The 22,179-nt window shown below is 69.4% G+C and carries 19 protein-coding genes; 11 read left to right on the top strand and 8 right to left on the bottom strand.

Annotated features, from left to right (window positions below):
* The first annotated feature begins 149 nt into the window (after positions 1 to 149).
* Positions 150 to 1,487 carry an MFS transporter gene (locus ABD172_RS05245; RefSeq protein WP_344307600.1) on the top strand — a complete coding sequence of 446 codons (1,338 nt, stop codon included), beginning with the start codon at positions 150 to 152 and terminating at the stop codon, positions 1,485 to 1,487.
* Between the two features lie 215 nt (positions 1,488 to 1,702).
* Here the strand turns inward: ABD172_RS05245 and ABD172_RS05240 are convergent, their stop codons facing one another.
* Positions 1,703 to 2,617, bottom strand: coding sequence for a PhzF family phenazine biosynthesis protein (locus ABD172_RS05240; protein WP_344307598.1), 915 nt, complete (start codon positions 2,615 to 2,617; stop codon positions 1,703 to 1,705).
* A gap of 139 nt (positions 2,618 to 2,756) precedes the next feature.
* Here ABD172_RS05240 and aqpZ point away from each other — a divergent pair, with 139 nt between their 5' ends.
* The 5 genes from aqpZ (at position 2,757) to ABD172_RS05215 (ending at position 6,763) form a co-directional block, all read left to right on the top strand.
* A complete protein-coding gene (aqpZ, locus tag ABD172_RS05235; protein WP_344307596.1) occupies positions 2,757 to 3,527 on the top strand; it encodes an aquaporin Z in 771 nt (256 codons plus the stop codon).
* A 146-nt stretch (positions 3,528 to 3,673) separates the two neighbouring features.
* Complete coding sequence (gene idi / locus ABD172_RS05230; RefSeq protein ID WP_344307594.1) at positions 3,674 to 4,207, top strand: isopentenyl-diphosphate Delta-isomerase; 534 nt, start codon at positions 3,674 to 3,676, stop codon at positions 4,205 to 4,207.
* 83 nt (positions 4,208 to 4,290) lie between these two features.
* Positions 4,291 to 5,118, top strand: coding sequence for an enoyl-CoA hydratase/isomerase family protein (locus ABD172_RS05225; protein ID WP_344307592.1), 828 nt, complete (start codon positions 4,291 to 4,293; stop codon positions 5,116 to 5,118).
* Between the two features lie 152 nt (positions 5,119 to 5,270).
* Positions 5,271 to 6,023 (top strand): HutD family protein, encoded by a 753-nt coding sequence (locus ABD172_RS05220; RefSeq protein ID WP_344307590.1) that lies wholly within the window; start codon positions 5,271 to 5,273, stop codon positions 6,021 to 6,023.
* Positions 6,020 to 6,763: a ribonuclease FAU-1 family protein gene (locus ABD172_RS05215; protein WP_344307588.1), complete on the top strand. Its 744-nt coding sequence runs from the start codon at positions 6,020 to 6,022 to the stop codon at positions 6,761 to 6,763. The genes ABD172_RS05220 and ABD172_RS05215 overlap by 4 nt, the downstream gene beginning before the upstream one ends.
* A gap of 123 nt (positions 6,764 to 6,886) precedes the next feature.
* Here ABD172_RS05215 and ABD172_RS05210 read toward each other — a convergent pair whose 3' ends face one another.
* Positions 6,887 to 7,927: an NADP-dependent oxidoreductase gene (locus ABD172_RS05210; RefSeq protein ID WP_344307586.1), complete on the bottom strand. Its 1,041-nt coding sequence runs from the start codon at positions 7,925 to 7,927 to the stop codon at positions 6,887 to 6,889.
* 123 nt (positions 7,928 to 8,050) lie between these two features.
* On the opposite strand from ABD172_RS05210, the gene ABD172_RS05205 reads away from it, so the two are divergent.
* Both ABD172_RS05205 and ABD172_RS05200 read left to right on the top strand, forming a co-directional pair.
* On the top strand, positions 8,051 to 9,505 hold the full coding sequence (locus ABD172_RS05205) for an aminotransferase class III-fold pyridoxal phosphate-dependent enzyme (protein WP_344307584.1): 1,455 nt from the start codon (positions 8,051 to 8,053) through the stop codon (positions 9,503 to 9,505).
* A 19-nt stretch (positions 9,506 to 9,524) separates the two neighbouring features.
* Positions 9,525 to 10,253 carry a hypothetical protein gene (locus tag ABD172_RS05200; protein ID WP_344307582.1) on the top strand — a complete coding sequence of 243 codons (729 nt, stop codon included), beginning with the start codon at positions 9,525 to 9,527 and terminating at the stop codon, positions 10,251 to 10,253.
* A gap of 29 nt (positions 10,254 to 10,282) precedes the next feature.
* Here the strand turns inward: ABD172_RS05200 and ABD172_RS05195 are convergent, their stop codons facing one another.
* Positions 10,283 to 11,320, bottom strand: a complete 1,038-nt coding sequence (locus tag ABD172_RS05195) for an asparaginase domain-containing protein (RefSeq protein ID WP_344307580.1) — start codon at positions 11,318 to 11,320, stop codon at positions 10,283 to 10,285.
* Between the two features lie 188 nt (positions 11,321 to 11,508).
* Here ABD172_RS05195 and ABD172_RS05190 point away from each other — a divergent pair, with 188 nt between their 5' ends.
* Entirely contained in the window at positions 11,509 to 13,263 is a 1,755-nt protein-coding gene (locus tag ABD172_RS05190) for a choice-of-anchor G family protein (protein WP_344307711.1), read from the top strand.
* Complete coding sequence (locus ABD172_RS05185; RefSeq protein WP_344307578.1) at positions 13,191 to 13,532, top strand: hypothetical protein; 342 nt, start codon at positions 13,191 to 13,193, stop codon at positions 13,530 to 13,532. Before ABD172_RS05190 ends, ABD172_RS05185 begins: the two co-directional genes overlap by 73 nt.
* Before the next feature lie 115 nt (positions 13,533 to 13,647).
* Here the strand turns inward: ABD172_RS05185 and ABD172_RS05180 are convergent, their stop codons facing one another.
* From ABD172_RS05180 to ABD172_RS05160, 5 genes are all read right to left on the bottom strand, one after another.
* Entirely contained in the window at positions 13,648 to 14,913 is a 1,266-nt protein-coding gene (locus ABD172_RS05180) for a hypothetical protein (protein WP_344307577.1), read from the bottom strand.
* Complete coding sequence (locus ABD172_RS05175; RefSeq protein ID WP_344307576.1) at positions 14,910 to 15,221, bottom strand: hypothetical protein; 312 nt, start codon at positions 15,219 to 15,221, stop codon at positions 14,910 to 14,912. The genes ABD172_RS05180 and ABD172_RS05175 overlap by 4 nt, the downstream gene beginning before the upstream one ends.
* Positions 15,218 to 16,891, bottom strand: coding sequence for a glycosyltransferase family 2 protein (locus ABD172_RS05170; RefSeq protein WP_344307575.1), 1,674 nt, complete (start codon positions 16,889 to 16,891; stop codon positions 15,218 to 15,220). Before ABD172_RS05170 ends, ABD172_RS05175 begins: the two co-directional genes overlap by 4 nt.
* The gene (locus ABD172_RS05165; RefSeq protein ID WP_344307574.1) at positions 16,888 to 18,708 is read right to left on the bottom strand and encodes a putative bifunctional diguanylate cyclase/phosphodiesterase; all 1,821 of its coding nucleotides are present in this window, start codon (positions 18,706 to 18,708) and stop codon (positions 16,888 to 16,890) included. Before ABD172_RS05165 ends, ABD172_RS05170 begins: the two co-directional genes overlap by 4 nt.
* 512 nt (positions 18,709 to 19,220) lie before the next feature.
* Complete coding sequence (locus ABD172_RS05160) at positions 19,221 to 20,642, bottom strand: IS1096 element passenger TnpR family protein (protein WP_344307572.1); 1,422 nt, start codon at positions 20,640 to 20,642, stop codon at positions 19,221 to 19,223.
* 1,194 nt (positions 20,643 to 21,836) lie between these two features.
* Here ABD172_RS05160 and ABD172_RS05155 point away from each other — a divergent pair.
* Positions 21,837 to 22,179 (top strand): hypothetical protein (locus ABD172_RS05155; RefSeq protein WP_344307570.1); only part of this gene is annotated, 343 nt, incomplete at its 3' end.

The raw sequence follows: 22,179 nt of genomic DNA, 5'->3' as shown, positions 1-22,179 counted from the left end.
GAGTCCCGCGAACCGCACGCTGCGCACCGCGCGGTGAGAACCGAACCGGCACGATCCGCTGGACAGGCTGTCCAGGCGCCGCGAACACCGCCCTCGCAGGTCCTCATTCGACCGGCGGGGGCGGTGTCGTTCCCTGGCATGCTGGAACGGTGAGTTCCCCCGCGACCCGCGCCCGCCTCGGCGTCTCCCTCCTCTTCTTCCTCAACGGGTTCGTCCTCGCGAACCTGCTGCCGCGCCTGCCGGAGGTGCGGGCAGCGCTCGAGCTCCCACCCGAGGCCTTCGGCCTCGTGCTCGCGTGCATGACGGTCGGGGCGATCGGGGCGTTCGCCCTGCCGGCACCGCTCATCCGTCGTTTCGGTGCGGCACCGGTGGCGATCCTCGGCACCGTGGTGATCGCAGTGCTCATTGCTCTCGCGGGGGTGGTGGTCGCTCTCGGCGCGAGCAGTGCCGGTGAGGCCGGTGTCGGCGCGAGCGGCTCCGGGATGGTTGTGGGCGTCTGGGTGTTCGCCGCCCTGTACGCCGTCATCGGTTTCTCCGACGCGGTCGTCGACGCCGCGCAGAACGTCCACGGGCTCGCCGTCGAGACCGCGTGCGGTCGTGCGGTCTTCAACTTCTTCCACGCCGCATGGAGCGTCGGGTCCGTCTCCGGTGGCGCGCTCGGGCTCGGTGCGGCCGCCGTGGGGATCCCGCTGCCCGTCCACCTCGCGGGGGCCGGGGTGCTCGCGCTCGGTCTCACGGGATGGGCGTTGCGCGAGGACCGGGCGACGCGTTCCTGGGTGAGTGCGGGCGCGGGTGCGGGACGGTCGACCGTCGAGGTCCCGGAGGAAGCCGGCCGACATCATCGTGAACCGCACCCACCCGGGCCCGAGGTGCCGCGTGGCACTCCGGGCAGCGGCGCCTCGGCCGTGGGGCGGGGTGGGGGCGGTGCCGCCTGGGGACTGTGCGCCGTCGTGGTGACGCTCGGCCTGCTCGGCGCGCTCGGCGAGGACATCGGGATGAACTGGTCGTCCCTCTTCCTCGAGCAGGTGGGCGGGGTACCGGTCGAATGGGCGGGTGCGGCGTTCGTCACGGCGCTCGGCAGTCAGTTCCTCGCGCGACTCTCCGCCGACCGGATCCAGGACAGGTGGGGCGCTGTCGCTCTCGTCCGCGGTGGCGGTGTGTTCACGGCCGTCGGCATGGGTCTCATGATGCTCGTCGGCCAGCCGTGGGCGGTTCTCGTGGGCTTCGCGCTCAGCGGTTTCGGGTGTGCGACGTTCGTCCCGATCGCCTATGCGGCTGCCGGGCGGCTCCCCGGCTTCAAGCACGGAACGGCCGTGACGATCACGAGTTGGGTGCTGCGCATCGGATCGCTCGTGTCCTCGCCGACGGTCGGTTTCCTCGCGGCCTGGCTCGGCCTGCGCTGGGCGTTCCTCGCCGCGTTCTGTGCCGGCGTCGCCGCGATCCTCCTCGCGGGCCGGTTGCGGTTCGTCTCCGACACGGACCGGTGAGCCACGAGGCGGGCAGTCTCTCCCCGAAAAGTACGCGGACCTCGACAACGTTCTCTCGGTCCGGGGACGAAAACGCTGTCGGTAAGGGGAGCAGGTAAGCCTCTGTCCGAAAAGTACACGGACCTCGACAACGTTTGCTCGGTCCGGGGACAGAATCGCTGTTCGGAACGACGGCGGACGGGCCTCAGAGGGGGAACCGCTCAGAGGGGACTGACTCAGAGGTCGACGGTGCCGCGGACGACGGTGCGAGTGGTCCCGCCGACCCACACGTCCTCGCCGATCCTCTCGACGGTGACGATGCCGGCCCGGCCGAGGGCGGTGCCCTGGGAGGCGATGTACGACTCGGGTGCGAGGCCCGCACCGATGAGCCACTGGGCCAGGCCCGCGTTGAGGCTGCCGGTCACGGGGTCCTCCATGCCGCCGGATCCCTGCGGGAAGAACGCCCGCACCTCGAAGTCCGGGACCGGGAGGTTCCCCGTCCCGTCCGACGCGCCCGACCCCATCGCCACCGGCACCCCTCCGTCGATCGGGGCGGCGGCCCGTGGGATCGCGCCGATGACGCCGATCGTGAAGTCGCCGAGTGCCGAGAGGTCGGGTGTGAGGTCCGAGACGAGGGCGGCATCGCGCAGCAGGAGCCCGACCCATCCGGGACCGTTGTCGACCCACTGGGACGCGAGCACGTCCTCCCGCGAGATGCCGAGGACGGTGGTGATGGCAGCGAGGTCCGCCGCGGCGACGTCACCGGTGCGGACGAAGGGTGGCCCGGCGAAGGCGAGGGCACCGGACTCCGCGTCGTGACGGAGCGTGACGAGGCCCGCCGTGCACTCCTGCACGACGACGCCGGGCGTACGCGGAGTCCCGCCCGCCTCGAGCCACGCATGGGCCGATCCGAGGGTCGGATGACCCGCGAAGGGGAGCTCGCGATCGGGGGTGAGGATGCGGACCCGATAGTCCGCCTCGGGGGTGGTCGGGGCGAGGAGGAACGTCGTCTCCGAGAGATTCGTCCAGTTCGCGAACCGGGACAGCGCGAGCTCCGGCAGGTCATCCGCATCGTGGACGACGGCGAGCGGATTGCCACCGAGAGACCGGGATGCGAACACATCGACCTGGGAAAACGCGTGATTTGTCATGCGGATGAGCGTACGTTGTGAATGAGCTCCATCCGCTGTTCCACGCTACGTTTCGTTCCTGCTGATCTCCCGCCCCCGCAGTCCCGCCTCCGCGGCCCGTACGAGGGGCGGCCGGTTTCCCCGACGAAGGACTCGCACCATGAATCAGTCATCGCTCGTCTCCAAGCTCGCAGCCGAATTCCTCGGTACCTTCGTTCTCGTCTTCGGCGGTTGTGGTTCCGCGGTCTTCGCGGCCTCCGTCGTCAACGAGTTGAATATCAACATGGGTATCGGGTTCCTCGGCGTCTCCCTCGCCTTCGGTCTCACCGTCGTCGTCATGGCGTACGCCGTCGGTCACATCTCCGGTGGCCACTTCAATCCGGCGGTCACCCTCGGTGCGGCACTCACCGGGCGTCTGCCCTGGAAGGACACGATCCCGTACTGGGTCACGCAGCTCGTTGCGGGCATCGTCGCCGGCGGCGTCCTCATGGTGATCGCGACCGGTCAGCCGGACTTCTCGGTGGCGGAGAACGGGTTCGCGACGAACGGGTACGGCGAGCTCTCGCCGAACGGGTACTCCCTCGTCGCAGTGCTCGTCGCGGAGATCGTCCTCACCTGCATCTTCCTCTTCGTCATCCTCGGAGCGACGGATTCCCGCGCGCCCGTCGGTTTCGCACCCCTGGCGATCGGTCTGTCGCTCACGCTCATCCACCTCATCTCGATCCCGATCTCGAACACCTCGGTCAACCCCGCGCGGTCGCTCGGCGTCGCGGTGTTCGGCGGAGGGGAGGCCCTCGGGCAGGTGTGGGCGTTCTTCGTCGCTCCGCTGCTGGGTGCGGCGATCGCCGGTTTCACGTACAAGTACCTCTTCCCGAACACCTCCGAGGTCGTGAACGAACGCGAGGAACCGACCGCACCGCTCACCCGCTGAGGGCCCCGGCCCGAGGCGCCACGGACTCCCGGCCCCGAGGCGCCTCGGCCCCGGCCACCTCACCACTCTGAACCCCACACCACCCTGTACCCCACGCCACGTCCGCGGACGGCCCCACCCGGGCCGTCCGCGGCTACGCTTGAGTGGTGACGACGGACGAAGAACTCGTGGTGCTGCTCGACGACAACGGCGCGCCCATCGGGACCCACCCCAAGGCCACCGTGCACACCACGGACACCCCGCTGCACCTCGCGTTCTCGTGTTTCCTCCTCGACGCGGACGGGCGTGTGCTTCTCACCCGCCGGGCCCTCGTGAAGAGGGCGTGGCCGGGTGTGTGGACGAACGCCTTCTGCGGGCACCCGGGCCCCGGGGAGGACTTCCCTTCCGCGATCGCCCGCCGTGCCTCCGACGAACTCGGCACCACCATCACCGGCCTGCGCGAGGCGCTCCCGGACTTCCGTTATCGTGCGGTCGACGCCTCGGGGATCGTGGAGAACGAGATGTGCCCGGTGTACCTCGCCGAACTCTCCGCCCCGCTCTATCCGGAACCGGCCGAGGTCATGGAGACCGCGTGGATCCATCCGGACGACCTCGACGCCGCGCTCGGTTCCGCTCCCTTCGCCTTCAGCCCGTGGCTGCGCCAGGAATGGGCGGCGCTGCGCGCCGACGGTCACGTCTGAGGGTTCGTTCACCCCGTCCGCACGGGCGCCACACTCCGGACAACTCTGGTCACGTGCGCACATGACCGCTTAGCGTGACGGGCATGGACAGCAACGACGCTCCCGACCTCAGCCGCCTGCGCCTCGACCACCCGTCCGAGGGGATCGCCCGCATCACCTTCAGTCGCCCCGACCGCATGAACGCGGCCGACGCCCGTTTCATCGCGGACGCCAAGGCCGCGCTCGCGGAGGTCGACGCGGACACGAGCATCCGCGTTCTCGTGCTCACCGGAGAGGGACGGGCCTTCTGCGCCGGACTCGACCTCACGGGATTCGGGGACGAGGACCTCGTCGACGAACGCGGGAAGGTCCTGCGCACGATGGAGCGGCAGAAGGAGATCGCCGATCTCGTGGCCCGCGTGCGGGCGCTGCGCGTGCCCGTGATCGCCGCGGTGAATGGTGCCGTAGCAGGCGTCGGACTCTCACTCCTGTGCGCCTCGGACGTGCGCTATGCGGTGCCACAGGCGGTCATGGCGGTCGGATACATCCGGGCCGGGTTCTCCGCGTGCGACATGGGCCTGTCCTGGTTGCTGCCGCGGATCATCGGGGCCGGACGGGCGCAGGAACTCATGCTCACCGGTCGTCGCTTCAGCGCCCAGGAGGCCCACACCTTCGGACTGCTCGCCGGGGTCGTCGACGCCGAGGACCTCCACGACACCGTGATGGCGACGGCCTCGCAGATCATGCAGAACGCGCCGCTGTCCGTCGAGTTCACGAAGGAAGGACTGTGGAAGTCCCTCGAGATCCCGTCCTTCGAGGCCGCGGTCGAGTTCGAGAACCGGCAACAACTGTTCACCGCCCTCCTCGACGACCGCGCCGAGGCGACGAGTTCGTTCCTCGAGAAACGCACACCGAAGTACCACCGGAGGTGAGCGCCACGCCCTGCGGGACTCAGCGCCCCGCGCAGCGCCGGTACGCGTCACGATAGGTTCGACGGGACACCGGTGTTCGTAGGGAACGCCGGTCCGGGACCGGACTCCGGCCCGAGGAGCACCGAGGAGGACCGAGGATGTGGCGGGTAGCGGTGGATTTCGCTTCGACCCCGGCGGGGCCGTGGAAGAACGGCGCGGGAGCGACGACGGAACTCGTGGCGCTCGAGGGATCATCGGAGTTCGTGGGTTCCTCGGCCCTCGTGGATTCCTCCGTCTGCGGGGACGGTGAGCCGGTGACTGTCGCTCCGTGGCGACTGAGCATCGCGTCCCTGCGCGAGCCCGCCGCGTTCTCCGCGCTGCCGGGCATGGCCCGGAGTTTCATGCCGGTGGGCGGCTCCGTCGTGCTGCGCATCGACGGCGTCGACACCCCCGTCCCCGAGCGTATGGTGTGCCGCTTCTCCGGCGACGCCGCGGTCGAACTCGTCTCCCTCGACCGGTCCTGCCACGCCGTCAACCTCATGTCGACGCACACCTCCACCGCCGAGGTGCACGTCGCCTACGCCCCGATCGTCACCGGGGTGGGCAGCGGCGCAGTAGTAGAGGCAGAGGACTCGTCACTGTCAGCGGATTCCGGAGCAGCGAGCACAGGTGCGCCCTTCGCCGCGGTCTCGCTCTCGGACGACACGGAGCTGCGCTTCTCCCTGCTCGTGCCGACCACCGGGAGCTCGTCCCCAGGGGCCTCGCACCCGAAGGACACGCTCGTCGTCGTGGCACCGTATGTCCCGCTCGTTCTCGTACCCGCGGAACCGGCGGAACCGGCGGAACCCGGCGACACTGCGTCCGCCGTCGACGACAGCAGGGCGACGGCCGCACTGGGCACCCGGCCCGGAACAATGGAGTCATGAGCCCGTACACCGTCCCCCTCGTGTCCACCCTGCCCCCTCCCTACCCGGTGACGGTGCCGGAAGGTGCGGGGCGCCTCGGCGGTGGGCCCTTCCTGGAACCGGGCGCACTCGTGCGCTGGCGGTTCCGCAGGTTCGACTACGACCGGCACCGCACGGAGGTCGTGCAGCCGATGCGCGTCGTCCGCGACGACGCTTCCGGCGCCGTGCTGTGGCTGCCGGGCGGGACGCGTCTGCAGAACTCGCGGATCCGCGGGTACGAGGACGTGAACCCGCACGACGTGCCCTTCGACGTCCGGTTCCGGCCCGCGGAGACCGCGCTGCCGCGGGTGAACGTGCCGGGAACGTGGACGGGACCGGGTGTGCTGCGGATCGTGCCGACGGGGCTGCCGTTCTCGGTGTGGGTGTTCCGGGGCGAGGACGGTGGATTCCGCGGGTGGTACGTGAATCTCGAGCACGCCCACGTGCGGGCATTCGATGCGGACGGGATCGCGGATCACTACACGAGCGATCACACCCTCGACCTCTGGATCACCCCGGACGGGGCGATCTCCTTCAAGGACGAGGACGAGGTCGCCGGCTCCCTCGCCGGTGGGATGTGGACCGAGGAGATCGCGCGTGTCGTGCGCCGGGAGGCCGACCTCGCGATCGAGGCGTGGCACACCGGTCACTGGGCCTTCGACCGCGAATGGACCCAGTGGGCACCCACAGGCGAGTTCGCCGAGCCGATCACGCTGATCTGAACCGACTCCCGGAGTGCGCGGCGGGGCACGCGACGCCCGAATTCCAGACGGGAATCCGAGTTCCCATCACTGTGGTCCACACATGTCTGGAACCCGGACTTCCACAAGGAACTCGCGGAGCCCTCAGCCCACCTTGATGATCGTCTTGCCGAAGTTCTTGCCGGCGAGCATGCCGACGAAGGTCTCGGGGGCGTTGTCGAGTCCTTCGGTGATGTCCTCGCGGTACTTGACGGTTCCCTCGCGGACCCAGCGGCCCATGTCGGTGAGGAAGTCCTCGAACATCGTGGGGACGAACTCGCGCTGGATGAACCCGCGGAGGGTGAGGCTCGAGCGCAGGACGGCGTTCATGAGGGCCGCGGACCGGTCGGGGCCGTCGGGGAGCGAGGTCGCGTTGTAGTTCGCGGCGAGACCGCACACGGGGACGCGTGCGAATTCGTTGAGGCGGGGGAGGACGGCGTCCCACACCGCACCGCCGACGTTCTCGAAGTACACGTCGATCCCGTCGGGTGCCGCCTGCTTCACGGCCTCCCGCAGCCCGTCCTGCCGGTGGTCGATCGCGACGTCGAAGCCGAGTTCCTCGAGGTGGGCGACCTTCTCCGGCCCACCGGCGATCCCGATCGTCCGGCACCCGAGGTTCTTCGCGATCTGCCCGACCGCGGAGCCGACGGGGCCGGTCGCAGCGGCCACGGCGACGGTTTCTCCCGGCTGCGGCTTCCCGATCGCGAGGAGGCCCGAGTACGCGGTGAACCCGGGCATCCCGAGGACGCCGAGGGCCGTGGTGACGGGGGCCGCCTCGGGGTCGAGGAGGCGGAGCTGCCCGGCCGGTTCGGTGCTGTACGACTGCCATCCGCCGTAGCCGAGGACGATCTGCCCGGGCTCGAACTCCGGCGACCGGGATTCGACGACCTCGCTCACGGTCGCACCGACCATGATCCCGCCGACCTCGACGGGCTTCGCATAGGACTTCGCATCGGACATGCGCCCGCGCATGTACGGGTCGAGCGACAGGTAGAGGGTCCGCAGGAGGACCTCACCGTCCTCGGGTGCGCGAACGGGCGCGTCGTCGTGGATGAAGTTCTCCGGCTGGGGTACACCCACGGGGCGGGACGCGAGGCGGATGCGGTGGGAAACGAGGTCTGCGTGCGAGGACGTCTGTGTGCTCATGGCCTCACGCTAACGCTCCGGCGCCGGGGATGGGGGTGAACGCGGCCCGTGATTTGTGGCAGGGCCCACACCAGGAGCACACTTCACCCCATCCCCTCCTGTCCCCACCGCGAAGGAAACGTCGTGACCGCTACCCAGGAATCCCCCACCTCCACCGCCGAGGCGCCCCTCGCCTCGGCGTCGTCCGCTGCCTCCGCAGCACCCGCCGCCGGAGCAGCCCCCTCCGCTTCCGCGGACGGCTCCCATCTGTGGCGCCACTTCGCGACGATGGGCGACGAGAAGCCCGTCCGTGTCATCGAGTCCGCCGAGGGCTGCTACCTCATCGACTCCGAGGGCAATCGCCTGCTCGACGCGATCGCGAACCTCTTCTGCGTGAACATCGGGTACTCGTACGGTGAGGAGATCGGGCTGGTCGCTGCGGAGCAGTACGCGAAGCTGCCCTATCACTCCGCGTGGTCGAGCACCCACCCGGCCGCGAACGCCCTCGCGGCGAAGGTCGCGGAGCTCGCACCCGGCGATCTCGACCATGTGTTCTTCACCCCGTCCGGTGGAGAGTCCGTGGAGGCGGCCATCAAGATCGCCCGCCAGTACTTCCACCTCAAGGGCGAGAACCGCTTCAAGGTCATCACGCGCTACAACGCGTACCACGGCACCTCGCTCGGCGCGCTCTCGATGATCGGCATTCCCGCGTATCGGGCGTCGTTCGAGCCGATGACGCCCGGCGGGCTCCGGGTCCGCAACACCCGGCGCGTCGGACGCCCCGAGAACGAGACCGAGGAGGAGTTCACCGCGTTCCTCCTCGACGACCTCGAGCAGCGCATCCTCCAGGAGGGGCCCGACACGATCGCGCTCATCCTCATGGAACCCGTGCAGAACCACGGCGGCATGCTCGTGCCGCCGAAGGGCTACTCCGCCGGGGTCCGCGCACTCGCCGACAGGTACGGCATCCTCCTCGCCTCCGACGAGACGATCACGGGCTGGGGTCGTACCGGTGAGTGGTTCGCGTCCTCCCGGTTCGAGACGCAGCCGGACATCATCACGACCGCGAAGGGTCTGTCCTCCGCGTACGCCGTCATCGGGTGTGCGATCGCGAGCGAGAAGGTGTTCGCCCCGTTCCGCGAGGCCGGTGTCTCCTTCACCCACGGCAACACCTTCGGCGCCCACCCGGTGCAGAGTGCGGTCGCCCTCAAGAACCTCGAGATCATGGAGCGCCTCGACCTCAACAGTCATGTGAAGGCGAAGGAGGAGGACCTCCGCAGCACTCTCGCCGCCGCACTCGAGGGCTTCGGGATCGTCCGTGACCTCCGCGGTACCGGGTTCTTCTATGCGATCGAGTTCGCGAACACGAAGGCCGACGGCACCTCGCTCACCGGCGAGCAGCTCGCGAAGCTCTACGGCAAGGAGACCCTCGCGAAGTTCGAGGACGAGGGTGTCATCTTCCGCCTCGGTACCGGCGGCGGCATCCCGGTCCTGTCCGTGTGCCCGCCGCTCGTCGCCGATCAGCCCGAGTTCGATCACATGGCCGCCGCCCTTCGCGCGGTCCTGCCGGTGCTCCAGGCCGAATTCGACGCGCTCTGATCCCCTCGGATCCCCGGCCGTGACGGCGTTCCTCACCACGGCGCTTCCCACCGCGGTGCTGGTGGGGAGCGCCGTTCTCGCGCTCGGGTGCGCGTTCCTCGGGTTGTACACGGAGGGCGGGGACGCTGCAGGCGATGGTGGAGAGAGCCCGTCCGTCGCGGAGCGTCTGCGCGGTCTCCTGCCGCTCCTGCTCGTGCTCCTCGCGGTCGTCGACCGCGTCGCCGGAGTCCTCGGACTGCCGGGCTTCGTGTGGAGCGCGATGCTCGTCCTCGCGGCATTCCTCAGCGTGCCGCGGTGGGTGCCCGGTGCAGCACCCGCCCCCACCGCGGAGGCGCCTCCCGGCACGGAATCGTCCCTCGCCTCCGAGACGGTGCCGGTCCGTGGTTCCCGGCTCCTCGCCCTGCACCGGGCGGCAGCCCTCCTGTTGCTCGCACTCGCATTGCTCGGGGGCGCACCGGGTGGGGTCGTCGAGACGGGTCACCACGGAGCGGAAACCGGAACCGGCGCGTCGGTGTCGTCGCCGACCGCAGTGGAAACGGCGCCGTGGCCGGCTGCGATCGGTACCGGCCTCGTCCGCGACGGGGGTACCGCCTCGGAGCCGATCGTGTTGCTCGGTGCGGTGCTCGCGGTCTTCGCGGGCGCCTCGGCGGTGGTGCTCGTTCGGCACGTGCGGCGCCGCGGTGCAGTGCTGCCGGCGTGCGAGAGCGGAGCGCTCGGTCTCACCGCGATCATCGCCGTGCTCGTGTGAGCGCGGGACCTCAGCGGTAGAACGGGACCTCAGCGGTAGAAGCGGAAGACCTCGTCGACGGGGGTCCCGAAGGTGAGCGCGAGGGTGAGGAGAAGCCGGGCCTTGCGGGCGTGGAGGCGGCCCGACGGGGTGAGCCCGTGCCCGATGAGTTCGATCTCCCCGCCGCGGTAACCGTAGGTGTGCTCGAGGGTCGTGCCGGAGCCGGTGCGGCTCGCGAGGACGACGGGCATGTGGTGCGCGAGGTCGGCAACGCGGTCGATGACCCATTCGGGAACGTGCCCGCCGCCGACACCGGAGACGACGGCCCCCGCGTACCCGAGGTCGGGCAGCGCCGTGATGAGGTCGAGGGAGTCGTCGAGGCCGGCCTCGACGAGGGCCACCTTCGCGAAGGCGGGATGCTCTGCGGAGGTGCGGGGCGCCTCGGGGTTGGTGGTCCCCTGCGCCTCGCGCGGCAGCGCGAAGCCACCGGGGACGGCGGCGGGGACGTGGGGGAGGAGGAGTCGGTCCTCGGACACCCAGCCGAGGGGTCCGGCGGCCGGGCCCGAGGTGAAGGCGGCGACGGAACTCGCGTGCGCCTTGGTGACGGTGCTCGGGTCGTGGATCTCGTCGTTGAAGGCGACGACGGCGGGGAGGGCGCGCAGTCGCGGGTCGAGTGCGGCGATCGCGGCGGTGCGGACGTTCGCCGGGCCGTCGGCGCCGGGAAGCGTGGGATTGCGCATCGCGCCGGTGAGAACGATCGGGATACCGGAGTCGTTGAGGAGTGAGAGGACGAATGCGGAGTCCTCGAGGGTGTCGGTGCCCTGGGTGAGGACGATGCCGTGTGCTCTACGGGAGGCTGCCCGTCGGGCCTCGTGGACGACATCGCAGAGGATGCCGAGGGTGATGCTGCCGCTCGAGACCTGGGCGAGCTGCGTGAACTCCACGTGGGGTGCGCCGTCGGGGAGCGACTCGAGGTGGGCGGCGGCGGCGATGGCCTCGGCGCCGACCTGGGGAGCGACTCCTCCGGACTGCGAGGCGGTCGAGGCGATGGTGCCGCCGAGGGCGATGACGTGGAGGGATGCGGTCATGGGGACAGCGTAGTGGCGGCGGTGTGGGGCCGGACAGGCGGGTCGGGAGCGAGGCGCATGGCCGCGGAGAATCGGTTCGGACGTGGCTCGGAGGACATTGTGGTGGGTTCAGGCTCCCGGGGGTGTGGACGAACTCACGACGCGACGTGATGGTTTCGTGATCTTCGTCGAGCTATTACCGCCAGGTAATTCCGATCGAACTCGACGAGCTGCTCAACGTATCCGATGCGGAATCGGGATACCCGAGCAGCGTTGGCCCGAACACGGGTTCGCTCGCCGATCTCGACCTCCTCGGTCTGCAGGGCGAACTCATCCCCGGCGGTGCGACGATCCCGCTCATCGGCACGGAGACGACTCCGGGTCTTCTCGATCTCGGTGAGCTCGGTGCACTGAGCGCATACGCGGAGTCCCCGGATGCGATGAACTCGACCGCGAGCGCCGGTGCGGTCGGTGCGAACGGCGGGCTCGATCTCTCCGGTGTGGAGAACGGCACTTACGACGGTGCCTCGATCGACCTCATGAACCTCATGGACCAGCTGGGCGTCAACCCCGTCACCGACGACGTCGTTGATTCGCTTGCGTTGGAACTCGGCGCCTTCGGTTCGACGGCGAACGGTGCGTGGCCCGATGGCGCAGGGGAACCGACGTTCACGAGCGAGTACGTTGTCGCTGGTGCCGATCTCACGGCGAGCAGCCCGGCAGTTGCCGGAGTGACATCGACAGTTGGCACGGCTATCACCGGGGTTGGAGGCGTTCTCGATGCGGCGCTCGGCGCAGGCGGAACGATCGACTCGATCATCGGTTCCCTCGAGGCACTCGGAACGACTGTGCCACTTCTCGGAACCGTTGGAGTCACTACCGCGACCATATCGATCGACGACATCGATCAGGCGCTCCTCGAGCTCAATGACACCGTCTTCGTCGAGCCACTTGCGGATCCCAACGGGATAGTTTCGATCGACCTCGCTACTGGTGTCATCTCGGTGAACGTGGCTCAGCTTGCTGGAGGAGAGTCCGGGCTCAACGGGCTGCCGGCGAATACCCCTGTGCTCGATGACGCGATGATCACGAGCATCACAGACGCGATTGCAGGTGCGCTCGGTTCCCTTACCGAGCGAGTCGAAGCTGCAGTTCTCGACGTACTCAACAATGCGAATGTCACAGTACAGCTCGACCTCGACGTGATCCTGGCGGAAACCACACTTACGATCTCCGGAACACTCGGCTCGATCGCAGGTACGGACCCCGATGCAGCGGACCCGGTTGTTTCTGCGAATCCGTCCTCGATCGCGGGCCTTCCGTTGCCGCTCGACACCATCCTCGACCCGATCGTCAGTGGCGCTCTGGGATTGCTTCAGTCGGCTTTCGCGACAGTGGTCAATACCGCTGTCGATGGGGTCGGGGTCGCGGTGGACAATGTGGTGAATCCGATTGTGACGTCATTGAGCCCCTTGTTCGGCCTTGTCAACGACATTGTGTCGCTGCAGGTGAACGAACAGGAACAGCTCTACCTCGACGGGGCGAACACCTTTACGGTCAACGCGCTGAGCCTCGAGCTCTTCCCCGGGGGAATCGCCGGAGTGGTGCCGCTCAATGTCGACCTCGCGTCTTCGAACGTGCGAGTCTCCGCGCAGGCGACGGAGTACACCCCGACGCTCGACGTCACGCCGACCGAGGCCGTGCCGAACACGGACCTCCCTGTCACCGGTACCGGCTACCCGCCGGCTCGGTGTTCCACAACGTCGGTCTCTGTGTCGTCGTCGCCCAGCTGTGCATCGTCTACTTCGAAGCCGACATGTACAAGGTGCAGGGTGCGCTCTGGCAGAGCGGTACCGCGATCTACTACCCGCTCCAGTCGGAGGCGTACGGCGTGTTCCCGTGGCTCGCCGACGCGCTCACCTGGTTCAGCTGGCCGGTCGTCCTCATCACCTACCTCACGGTGATCCTGCAGATCGCCTTCCCGTTCCTCCTGTTCAACCGCTGGACGCGGCGGATCGCGCTGCTCGGGATCCTCGGTATGCACGTGGGTATCGCTGTCGTGATGGGCCTGCCGTTCTTCTCGGGGATCATGGGCTCGGCAGATGCCGTCCTCGTCTCCGGCACGACATGGGTCGCGATCGTCGGATGGTGCGGACTCGTCCTCGGCAAGGTGCCGGGAGCGCGCTCGTTCGGCACCCGTCTGCGGCGCCTCGGCGAGGTTCTCGCCCGCTGAGCCGGTACGGCCGCTGAGGCCCTCGCGAAAGCAGCACTCTGCCCCGGATACAGCAACTCGAACTGCTGGAACCGGGGCAGAGTGTTGCCCAGACCCGGACTCCGCCGCGGGCGCTCTACTCCTCGGTCGCCGCGTCCCGGATGCCCGCTCCGAGCGCGACCGCGCGCATGACCATCGGCGGCGCTTCGGCCCGTAGCGCCGGGTCACAGGAGTCGATGATCGCGCGCAGGGCATGCGGATCGGTCGTGATGAACGGAGTCCAGACGGCGTGTCGCTCCCCGGTCTCGCACGCGCGTACGAGCGCTGCGAGTGCGGCCTCGGGGCGGCCCGCCCGCCATTCGGCCGCGGCGATGACCGCGTGTGCGGAGATCTCGATCCGCGGCGGGATCGGACCGGTTTCGCCACCCATGCCGAAACTCTCCCGCGCCGTGGCGATGGCGCCCTCCGTGTCGCCGGCGGTGAGGAGCACGCGGGCCTCCGTCGTCCGGTCGAAGAACCAGCCGCGGCTTCCCTCGTCGACGGACGGATCCGTGTGCAGTCGTTCGAGCGCGGCGGCGACCCCATGCTCATCAGCACCGATACCGATCGCGTTCACAGCACCGGCCCCGGCAGCGCCCGCGGCATCGGCATCACCAGCAACACCCTCACCGACCGCGGCATCGGGCCCGTCACTGCACGCACCACGAGGCTCCGCCATCCCGAACGTGAGCATGTCGGCGAGTACCTCGTGCGCCGCGTGCCGACCCAACCACGTGCGAGGCGGGTTCAGCGCAACGAGTGACGCGAACCGCGCGTTCACCTCGGCCGCCTCCGCGCACGAGTCGATGTCACGTGCAGCGAACCGCCACCGGACGAGGCACGCCTCCCGGATCGCCTCCTGGTCCGGGCACTGCGTCCCCTGCCGGTCCGAGACGAGGGACAGGGCCCGCCGGAAGTCGAGGTCTTCAGCGGCGCGGAGAGCGAGCGCGAACCGCACCGATCCGGGCATGCCCCCATGACCCGCGGTCTGCATGTTCCGGGCCGCCGCGACCGCACGCGACGCCCACGGGACGTCCGGTCGACCGAACCCGGCGAGGGCGTCGTCGACCGCGAGCTCGGCCGCCGCCTCGGTCGCCGTGGTGTAGTCCCCGAGCGCGAGCGCCCGCTCGTACACCGCCTCGAGCACGTCGTGGTGATCGAGCCCGGTCCGGTTCGTCCTCAGCGCCCGTACCCACAGCAACTGGTGGTGCGGCGGCACCTCTCCGGTGGTGTCATCCGAGCCGGAGGGGTGCAACTCCCGGAATCCCTGCGCGGCGAGGGCGTGCGCGGTCGCGAAATCGGCGCGCCCCAGGGACAGCCGGATCCGGTTCGAGAGGTCGTGGACGACGAGGCTCGTGTTCATCGCACCTCCGTCGAAGATCCCACCGCCGAGGCGCCCCGTCCGCCCGGCCCCACGCCGGGTTCCGGCGCATCCGGGTGGATACTCCGGGTCTCCGCACGGCGGGACCGGCCCCGGTACGCGGGCCGCGGGACCGGGAAGATCTTGCACAGTGCGAGGCACAGGTAGACCACGGTGTTGAGCGCGACGAACGCCGCGAGCGTCGCGAACCACTCGGAGTGGAGGACCGACTCCGGCAGGACACGGCCGGTGAGTCCACCGCCGGCGGCGAGACCGGAAGTGAGGCCTGAGGTGAGAACGTCGACGATCACAGCGAAGCCCCCTGTGCAGTATCTGCAGTGCCGGACTCGCCGACTGTCGGCCCGCCGGAACCCTGCTGCGCCTCGGCGGCGGAGGAGGTACCACGGGAGGCGCCGGTACCGGCTGCCCCGCGGTCCACGTGGGACCACGTGGCCTCCCGGCCGAAGGTCATGTCGACGACGCCCTTGACGAAGACGATGTCGAGGAAGAGGTCGAAGACGAGTTCGGGGATGACGAGCGCCGCGAGGGCGCGGGCCCGCCACCCTCCGCGCCACACGGTGATGACGCGTTCGGCCATGAAGACGAGGCCGATCGCGATCCAGAACGTGAACCACACCCAGTGGTCGATCGCGAGGAGCATGAGGACGAGCACCGCGAAGTACGAGCTGAGGGCGACGACGGAGTACCCGATCCCGATCTGCTGGAACCAGTAGCGCAGCGTCGTGAGGGTGACCCCGTACTGACCGAGGTTCTCGAGCGCCCCGCGCTGCCACCGGGTGCGTTGCTTCCACAGGAGCTTCCACGAGGGCATGATCTCGGTGACGACGGTGCATTCCTGCGGGGACACCATGAGACCGCCGAGGCTCTTGAGCGCGATCGTGATCTCGTTGTCCTCCGTGAGGGCGAGCGTGTCGTAGACGTCGCCCTTCCGCCCCGGCAGGAGGGTGCCGCGGCTGCGCGAGACGGTGCGGAGCGCAGCGGACCGGAACACCGTGGCGGTGCCGGTGAGGACGAAGGGTTTTCCGCGACGGCGTTCGATCTCGCGGGCGTAGCGGGTGAACTCATTGCGCTGGAACTGGCCGAGGAGGCCGGCGCCGGAATCGCCGAGGAAGAGCCCGCCGACGGCCATGAGCGCGCGGTCGTCGGTGAACCGGCGCCGGGCGACCTCGAGGAACCGGCGGCTCCGGAACTTCGTGTCCGCATCCATGACCAGCACCGTGTCGTTGTCGCCGAGCGCGGGCAGGAGGACCGCGAGGGCCTGGTTGAGTCCGCCGGCCTTCTTGTCGGCGTTGTCGACGGTCTCGAGGACCTCCGCGCCGGCACCGCGGGCGAGGGCGACGGTGTCGTCCGTGCAGTTGTCCGCGACCACGACGATGCGTTCGGGCGGGACCGACTGTGCCTGGAGGGAACGGATCGTCCGGCGAATCGTCTTCTCCTCGTTGTGCGCAGGGATGAGCGCCAGGACTGTCACCGGGCCGGCGTACACACCGCGGGTGAGACTCATGATCCGCTTCGGGGCGAGCGGGCGCGCGGCCACGTTCTCGTGGGTCCGGCGGGAGGCCTTCGACACCCGGGACTCGTACACGGCGACGAACGCGGCGACGAGCAACCCTGCGATCACCGCACCCACGAGGAGCCCGACCGCGGGGCCGTTCACGTCGTAGGAGAACTCGATGCCGAACACCTTCGCCTGCCGAGGCGCGTAGAACGGTCGCGGCGATGTTGGAGCGATGAGGAGGAACAACGCAAGGGAGGACAGTGTCGTGAACGCGATGACGGCGAGGCCGGCGAACCGGGCGGCCCGGCGGGACTTCGTGGACGCTGTGCTGGTCGAAGTATCTGCCGGGGCTGTGCCTGCCGGGGTCGATCCTGCCGGGGCTGCGTCGGTCGAGGTGGCGGCTGCGGAGGTGGTGTGCGGTGCCGTGGTGCGGGGCGCCTCGGCGGGGGTGGGGGTGATCATGCGGCGCTCCATTCCCGATACCAGTCGGCGAGTCGGTCGGCGGGCATGGGGCGGCCGAAGAGGAAGCCCTGGCCCTGGAACGCGCCGAGTTCGACGAGCGCGTCGACCTGGCGCGCGGACTCGATGCCCTCGGCGAGGAGGTTCACCTTGAGGAGGCTCGCGAGGTGCACGATCGCCGCGACGACGTCCCGCCCCCGATAGCCCTCGGAGGGGTGGAGGAACGAGCGGTCGAGCTTGAGCCGGGAGAACGGCAGTTCGCGTACGAGCCCGAGGCAGGAGAACCCGGTGCCGAAGTCGTCGAGCGAGAAGCTGATCCCGTCGGCGCCGAGGTCGTCCATGTGGGTCTTCAGCGCCGGGAAGTCGCCGGCGGGCTCGGCCTCCGTCACCTCGAGTTCGAGATTGTGTGCCGAGAGACCACTGTCGCTCAGCGCACCGCGGACGAGGTCGGGGAAATCAGGGGCCTCGAAGTCGGAGGTCGGGACGTTGAGGCACAGGCGTACGTCGGGGTCGAACAGCCCGGCGACGGCCGCGTACTCGGCGGTCGCGTGGTGGACGACCCAGCGGGTGATGAGACCCATGAGCCCGTACCGGGCGGCGACGGGGAGGAAGGCGTCGGGTGGGCGGAGGGCGGGCGCCTCGGCTGTGGTGGGGGCCGCGCCGGGGGCGGTGGGGCCGGGGCGGGCGGGCGCCTCGGTGGTAGGGCCTGTGGCGGTGGGGTCGGTGCAGCGCATCCGGAGGAGCGCCTCGAAGCCGAGGAGGCGGCGGGAGGTGAAGTCGACGAGCGGCTGGTAGTGGATCTCGAAGGAGTCGTGGGCGAGGGCGTACCGGACGTCACGGACGATCGCCTTCTCCGCCTCGAGGCCATCCTTCATCGTGCGGTCGAAGGCGAACACGCGCTGTTCGCCGCGCGTGCGCTTGGCCGTGTACATCGCGATGTCGGCGGCGCGGAACAGTTCGCTGCGTTCGCGTTCGTCCTGCGGGAAGGTTGCCAGCCCCACGCTCGCGCTCGTCCGCAGCGTGATGTCGTCGACGACGAACGGCAACCGGATGACCTCCCCGATCCGCTCGGCCACCGTGAGGGCGAGGCGCCCGGCGGCGTCCGGTTCCGTCACCGGGATCGCGATCGCGAACTCGTCACCGCCGAGGCGCCCGATCGTCCCGGCACCATCGGCCACCTCCTCCGCGAGCACCCGGGCGAACTCGCGGGCCGCGTGTCGCAGGAGGGCGTCGCCGACGGGATGGCCGTACAGGTCGTTGATCTCCTTGAAGTCGTCCATGTCGACGAAGAGGAGGGCGACCGCGACATCGCTCAGGGACGCGAGGGAGAGCATCTCATCGAGGTGACGGATGAACGCGGTGCGGGTGAGGCACTCGGTGAGCTGGTCGATCTCCGCCTCTGCGAGGCCGCGCCGGCGGACCTCCTCGGCGGACGCGAGGTCCTGGCAGGAGACGAGGTAGAGAGCGGGCTCGGTCTCCTCGTCGGTGAGGCGGGAGATGCGGGTGAGGACGGGGACTTTCTCACCGTTGCGGCGGACGACGGTGACTTCGCGGTCGAAATGATTGCCGGGGCGGGGGACATTGTGCTCGTCGAAGGCGTCCGTGTGGAGCCAGGGTTGGTCGAGGAGGGCCCACGCATTGCTGCCGATGAGTTCCGTGCGGGACCACCCGAAGAGGTCGGTCACGGAGTCGTTCGCGTCGATGACGATGCCGCTGATCTCGACGACGAGTGCCGCGGTGGGAGAGGCGTGGAAGGCCGAGGCGGCGATGGGGGTGAGGGGCGGAGGGACGTGGCTGTCGGTGTGTATCTCGTGTGCCATGGGCCCCTCCGCGCTCGCCCGCTCGAGGCGAGCCCGGGAGGTGGGCTGCACCTCGGGAAATCGCGAAGCGGAATCTCGACCTTACCCAGGACAGTTTAGGTTCACGTAGTTCTCGCGGGCTGTGAGATCGCTGGATTCGTGCGGATCCGAGGGCGTTCTTTCTCACGTTACTCACGGTTAGCGCGACGGGCGGAACAGGAGCGGCGGGATTCATGCTTCGACAGATATCAATGGGGCGGGGTCGGCGCACGGGACCGGGGTCGGCGCACGAGACCGGGTTCCGCGCACGAGACCGGGTTCGAGGGGTGATCGGGTTCGGGCCGGCGCCGGGTGTGGAGGCGCTGCCGGGTGTGGGAGCGATGCCTGGTGCGGCCCCGGGTGGACGTGGCGCCGGGTGGACGTGGTGCCGGTTGGTGCGGGGCGCCTCGGCGGTGGATCCGGGCGATGTGCTGCCGGGTGGGAGGCGCTGTCGGGTGGTGCGGGGCGCCTCGGCGGTGGTGAACGGTCCGGCGTCAGGACGCCGGGGCCTCGTTGCTGCGAATGCGGCGGCGGGCCGCCGCTGCAACGGCGGAGACGAACTCGGGGTCGAAGCCGTGTGGGCGCTTTCCGTGGCGTGCCTCGCCTGCGAGGAATTCGATGACGTCCTGAGTGGGGGTGGCCGGTACGTAGTCGGGGTGAAGGCCGCCCTCGTACTCCCAGCCGAGGCGGCGGAGCGTGGCGGCGCCGGTGGCGCGCCAGTCCTGGGGCGGGACTTCCGCGCCGACGGCGGCGAGGGTGACCCAACCTGCGGTGCGGTCCCCTTCTCCTCGGCCCAGCGGAAGTCGTTTCATGATGTGCGCGAGGAGCAACTGGGGGTCTGCTGTGGCACGCCGGCCGGCCCTCGACACGGTGATCCGGCCCTTGCGGACGGTGAGGAGACCGAGGGCCCGGGCGCTCTCCCGAAGATGTGCCACGGGGAGGGTGTGGTCCTCACGGTTGAGTCTGCCGATCCACCAGTCGGAGATCCCGGTGTGCCGGGCAATCTGCCGGACGAGCGCGGGCTTGAGGCGCCCGGCCGAGGTGAGATCCCAGCCGTCGCCGATCGTGTCGATGAGGATCCGGTAGGGCTCGGTCATGCGGAGTGTGGTGGCGGGGGTGATCGGGTCGGGTACGGGGGTGGTGGGCTCGAGTGAGCGGGTGGTGGTGTGTTGTGTGGTCGAGGGGGCCGAGAACGAGGGTGAGGTCAGCAGGGCGAGCAGGCTGCCGGGACCGCTGTCGCGCGAGTCGGCGAGGATCGCCGCGAGTTCGGTGTCGAGGGCGGGAGCAGTGCCGGTGGAGCCGGTGAGGGCGGTGAGCGATGCTGAGGCCGTGAGGAGCGCGTTCACGCCGTCGAGGTCGAACACGTCGGGGTGCCAGCCGGGCGGGAGCCAAGCGAGGAGGTTCTCCGCGGTTTCGTGGTTCTCCGGGAGGAGTGCAGGGTCGTGGTCGCTGCGGACCCATGCCGCGATCTCACCGTATCCGCGGGTTCCTCCGCAGTCCTCGGGTGGGCACGCGCGTCGACCGGCGAGGCAGGCGGGGTGGGCCGGTGGTTCCGGGAGGACCTCCTCGACGCGGAGGACGTGGTCCCAGTCGTCGCCGAAGTCGTAGTCGTACCACAAGCGGTCGCCTTCCCGGGTGACGACCTGATCGAGCCGGACGTCGTCCTCGAGGATGCCCTCGTCGCCTTCGACCTCGACATCGAAGCGGGTGAGGAACTCGGGTGCGAACCGTTCGCTGCCGGTGCGGAAGCGATGGAGGTGTGAGTCCGTCCAGCCCATCACGATCTGGACGACGTCGTGGAGGTGCGCGAGGGTCACGTCGCCGGCGATGTCGAAGCGTCGCCAGACGAGAGGTTCCGTGTCGTGCAGGTCGATGCGAATACGGAATCCGCGAACCGTGGAAGGGATGGGGCGCACTTCCGGGTCCGTGCGCCGGTCGAAGTCGAAATCCGTGAAAGAGGTGCTTGGCGGGAGCGGCGTTTCGTTCGCGCTGGGCTTGTGCGCCGGGTCCGGCTTTGCCGTCAGAGGGCCTTCGGATCGGAGGGGGTGGGTTCCGGGTAGTTGGGGACCATTCTCACGGATTCGAGGTCGTGCGTATGGGAGGTGGCGTGTAGGCGAGGGGTGAGGGCGTTGGGCGAGAGCGCTGGACGAGAGCGCTGGACGCCCGGGGTGGGGTGGGTAGGCGATGCCTTGCCGGCAGAGGGTGGGCAGAAAGAGGCTGCCGGGCGGGAGGGGCCCGCCGGGCGGGAGGAGGCCGACTGCCGGGTGCTGGGCGGGCAGGAGGGGCCCTGAGCCGTCCCGCTTTCCGGGTGCAGGTCGAGCAGGCGGAGCCTGCGGAGCTCGGTGATGATGGTGACCCGAATCTCTGTGTCCGCGGCTCCTGGAAGCATGGTCTCAGAAGAGATTCGGGTGGGTCGCCCGGGCGACTCTCGCGGAGCGACAGTCGTTGCCGGCGCCGAATCCTGTGGACAGAAAATACTTATCCACAATCTCGGTCAAATATGGTTCAAGGGCTGTTCTTGTGACTCTTCGGCCACTAGAATCGATTTACTTACTAATTCGATTGGGGGCGTCGAGCCTCTCTTCCCCACGCCGATCGCCGGGCAGTGCCCCCACGGTCTTCACGGATTCCCTCTCACTTCTTCCCTCCCCTTCGTTTCGTTTCGTTTCGTTCTGCTCTCATGACCTGTTCCGAGGGAGGTATCGGTCATGGCCACCGAATCCGAGGACACCCCGCAGGAGCCTGGCACTCGGCTGGGCCCCGACTCCGCACAGGAACTCCATTCCGCACAGGAACCCGATTCCGTGCAGGAGCCCGGGAGTGGCACGCGGTCAGCTCGTCACGACGCGCCGGCACCTGGTGAAGTGCATGGTCTCGACGACGAGCACCGCGGTATCTGCCGCTCCGGTGACGCCGGCAGTTCAGGTGACTCGGGTGATTCCGACACCACTTCTTCCTCACCTTCGCCCGTACCTTCGCCCGCGCCCGCGCCCGCGCCCGCGCCGGTGCCCGCGCCCGCGCCGGTGCCGGCGCCGTTCGCCGGGTTCCCGAATACCGCTGATGGTCGGCTCGAGGCGTTCGATGCTTCCGGTCCGGCACGTCTGGCCGCGGTGGCCCAGGCCCAGCAGGCCGAAGCACACGCGTTCTACACCATGCTCGAGGCCGTCGCCGGGTATGTGGTGTCCGAGGTGATCATCGAGACCACCGCCCACGACGAGGACGCGCTGGCGAACGCTGTCCCGCCGGCGTCGTTGCCGGAGTTCCTGCACGACGAGTACGAGTCGATCGCAGCGACGGTGCGCCGGTGGGGTGTGGAGGTCCGGCAGCGAGAAGCCGAGATCGCTGCCGAACGAGCAGCGCAGGAGAAAGCTCTGAGATGGGGCCCGGACCCGGGCAGGGAACCGGACGCGGATGCGTCCGCCGACGCGGCTGGAGCGGGCTCCGACGCGGAGC

This window comes from Brevibacterium samyangense (assembly GCF_039529845.1).
GTDB lineage: Bacteria > Actinomycetota > Actinomycetes > Actinomycetales > Brevibacteriaceae > Brevibacterium > Brevibacterium samyangense.
Note: the sequence above shows the minus strand (reverse complement) of the source record. Positions and strands in the feature narration are given on the sequence as shown.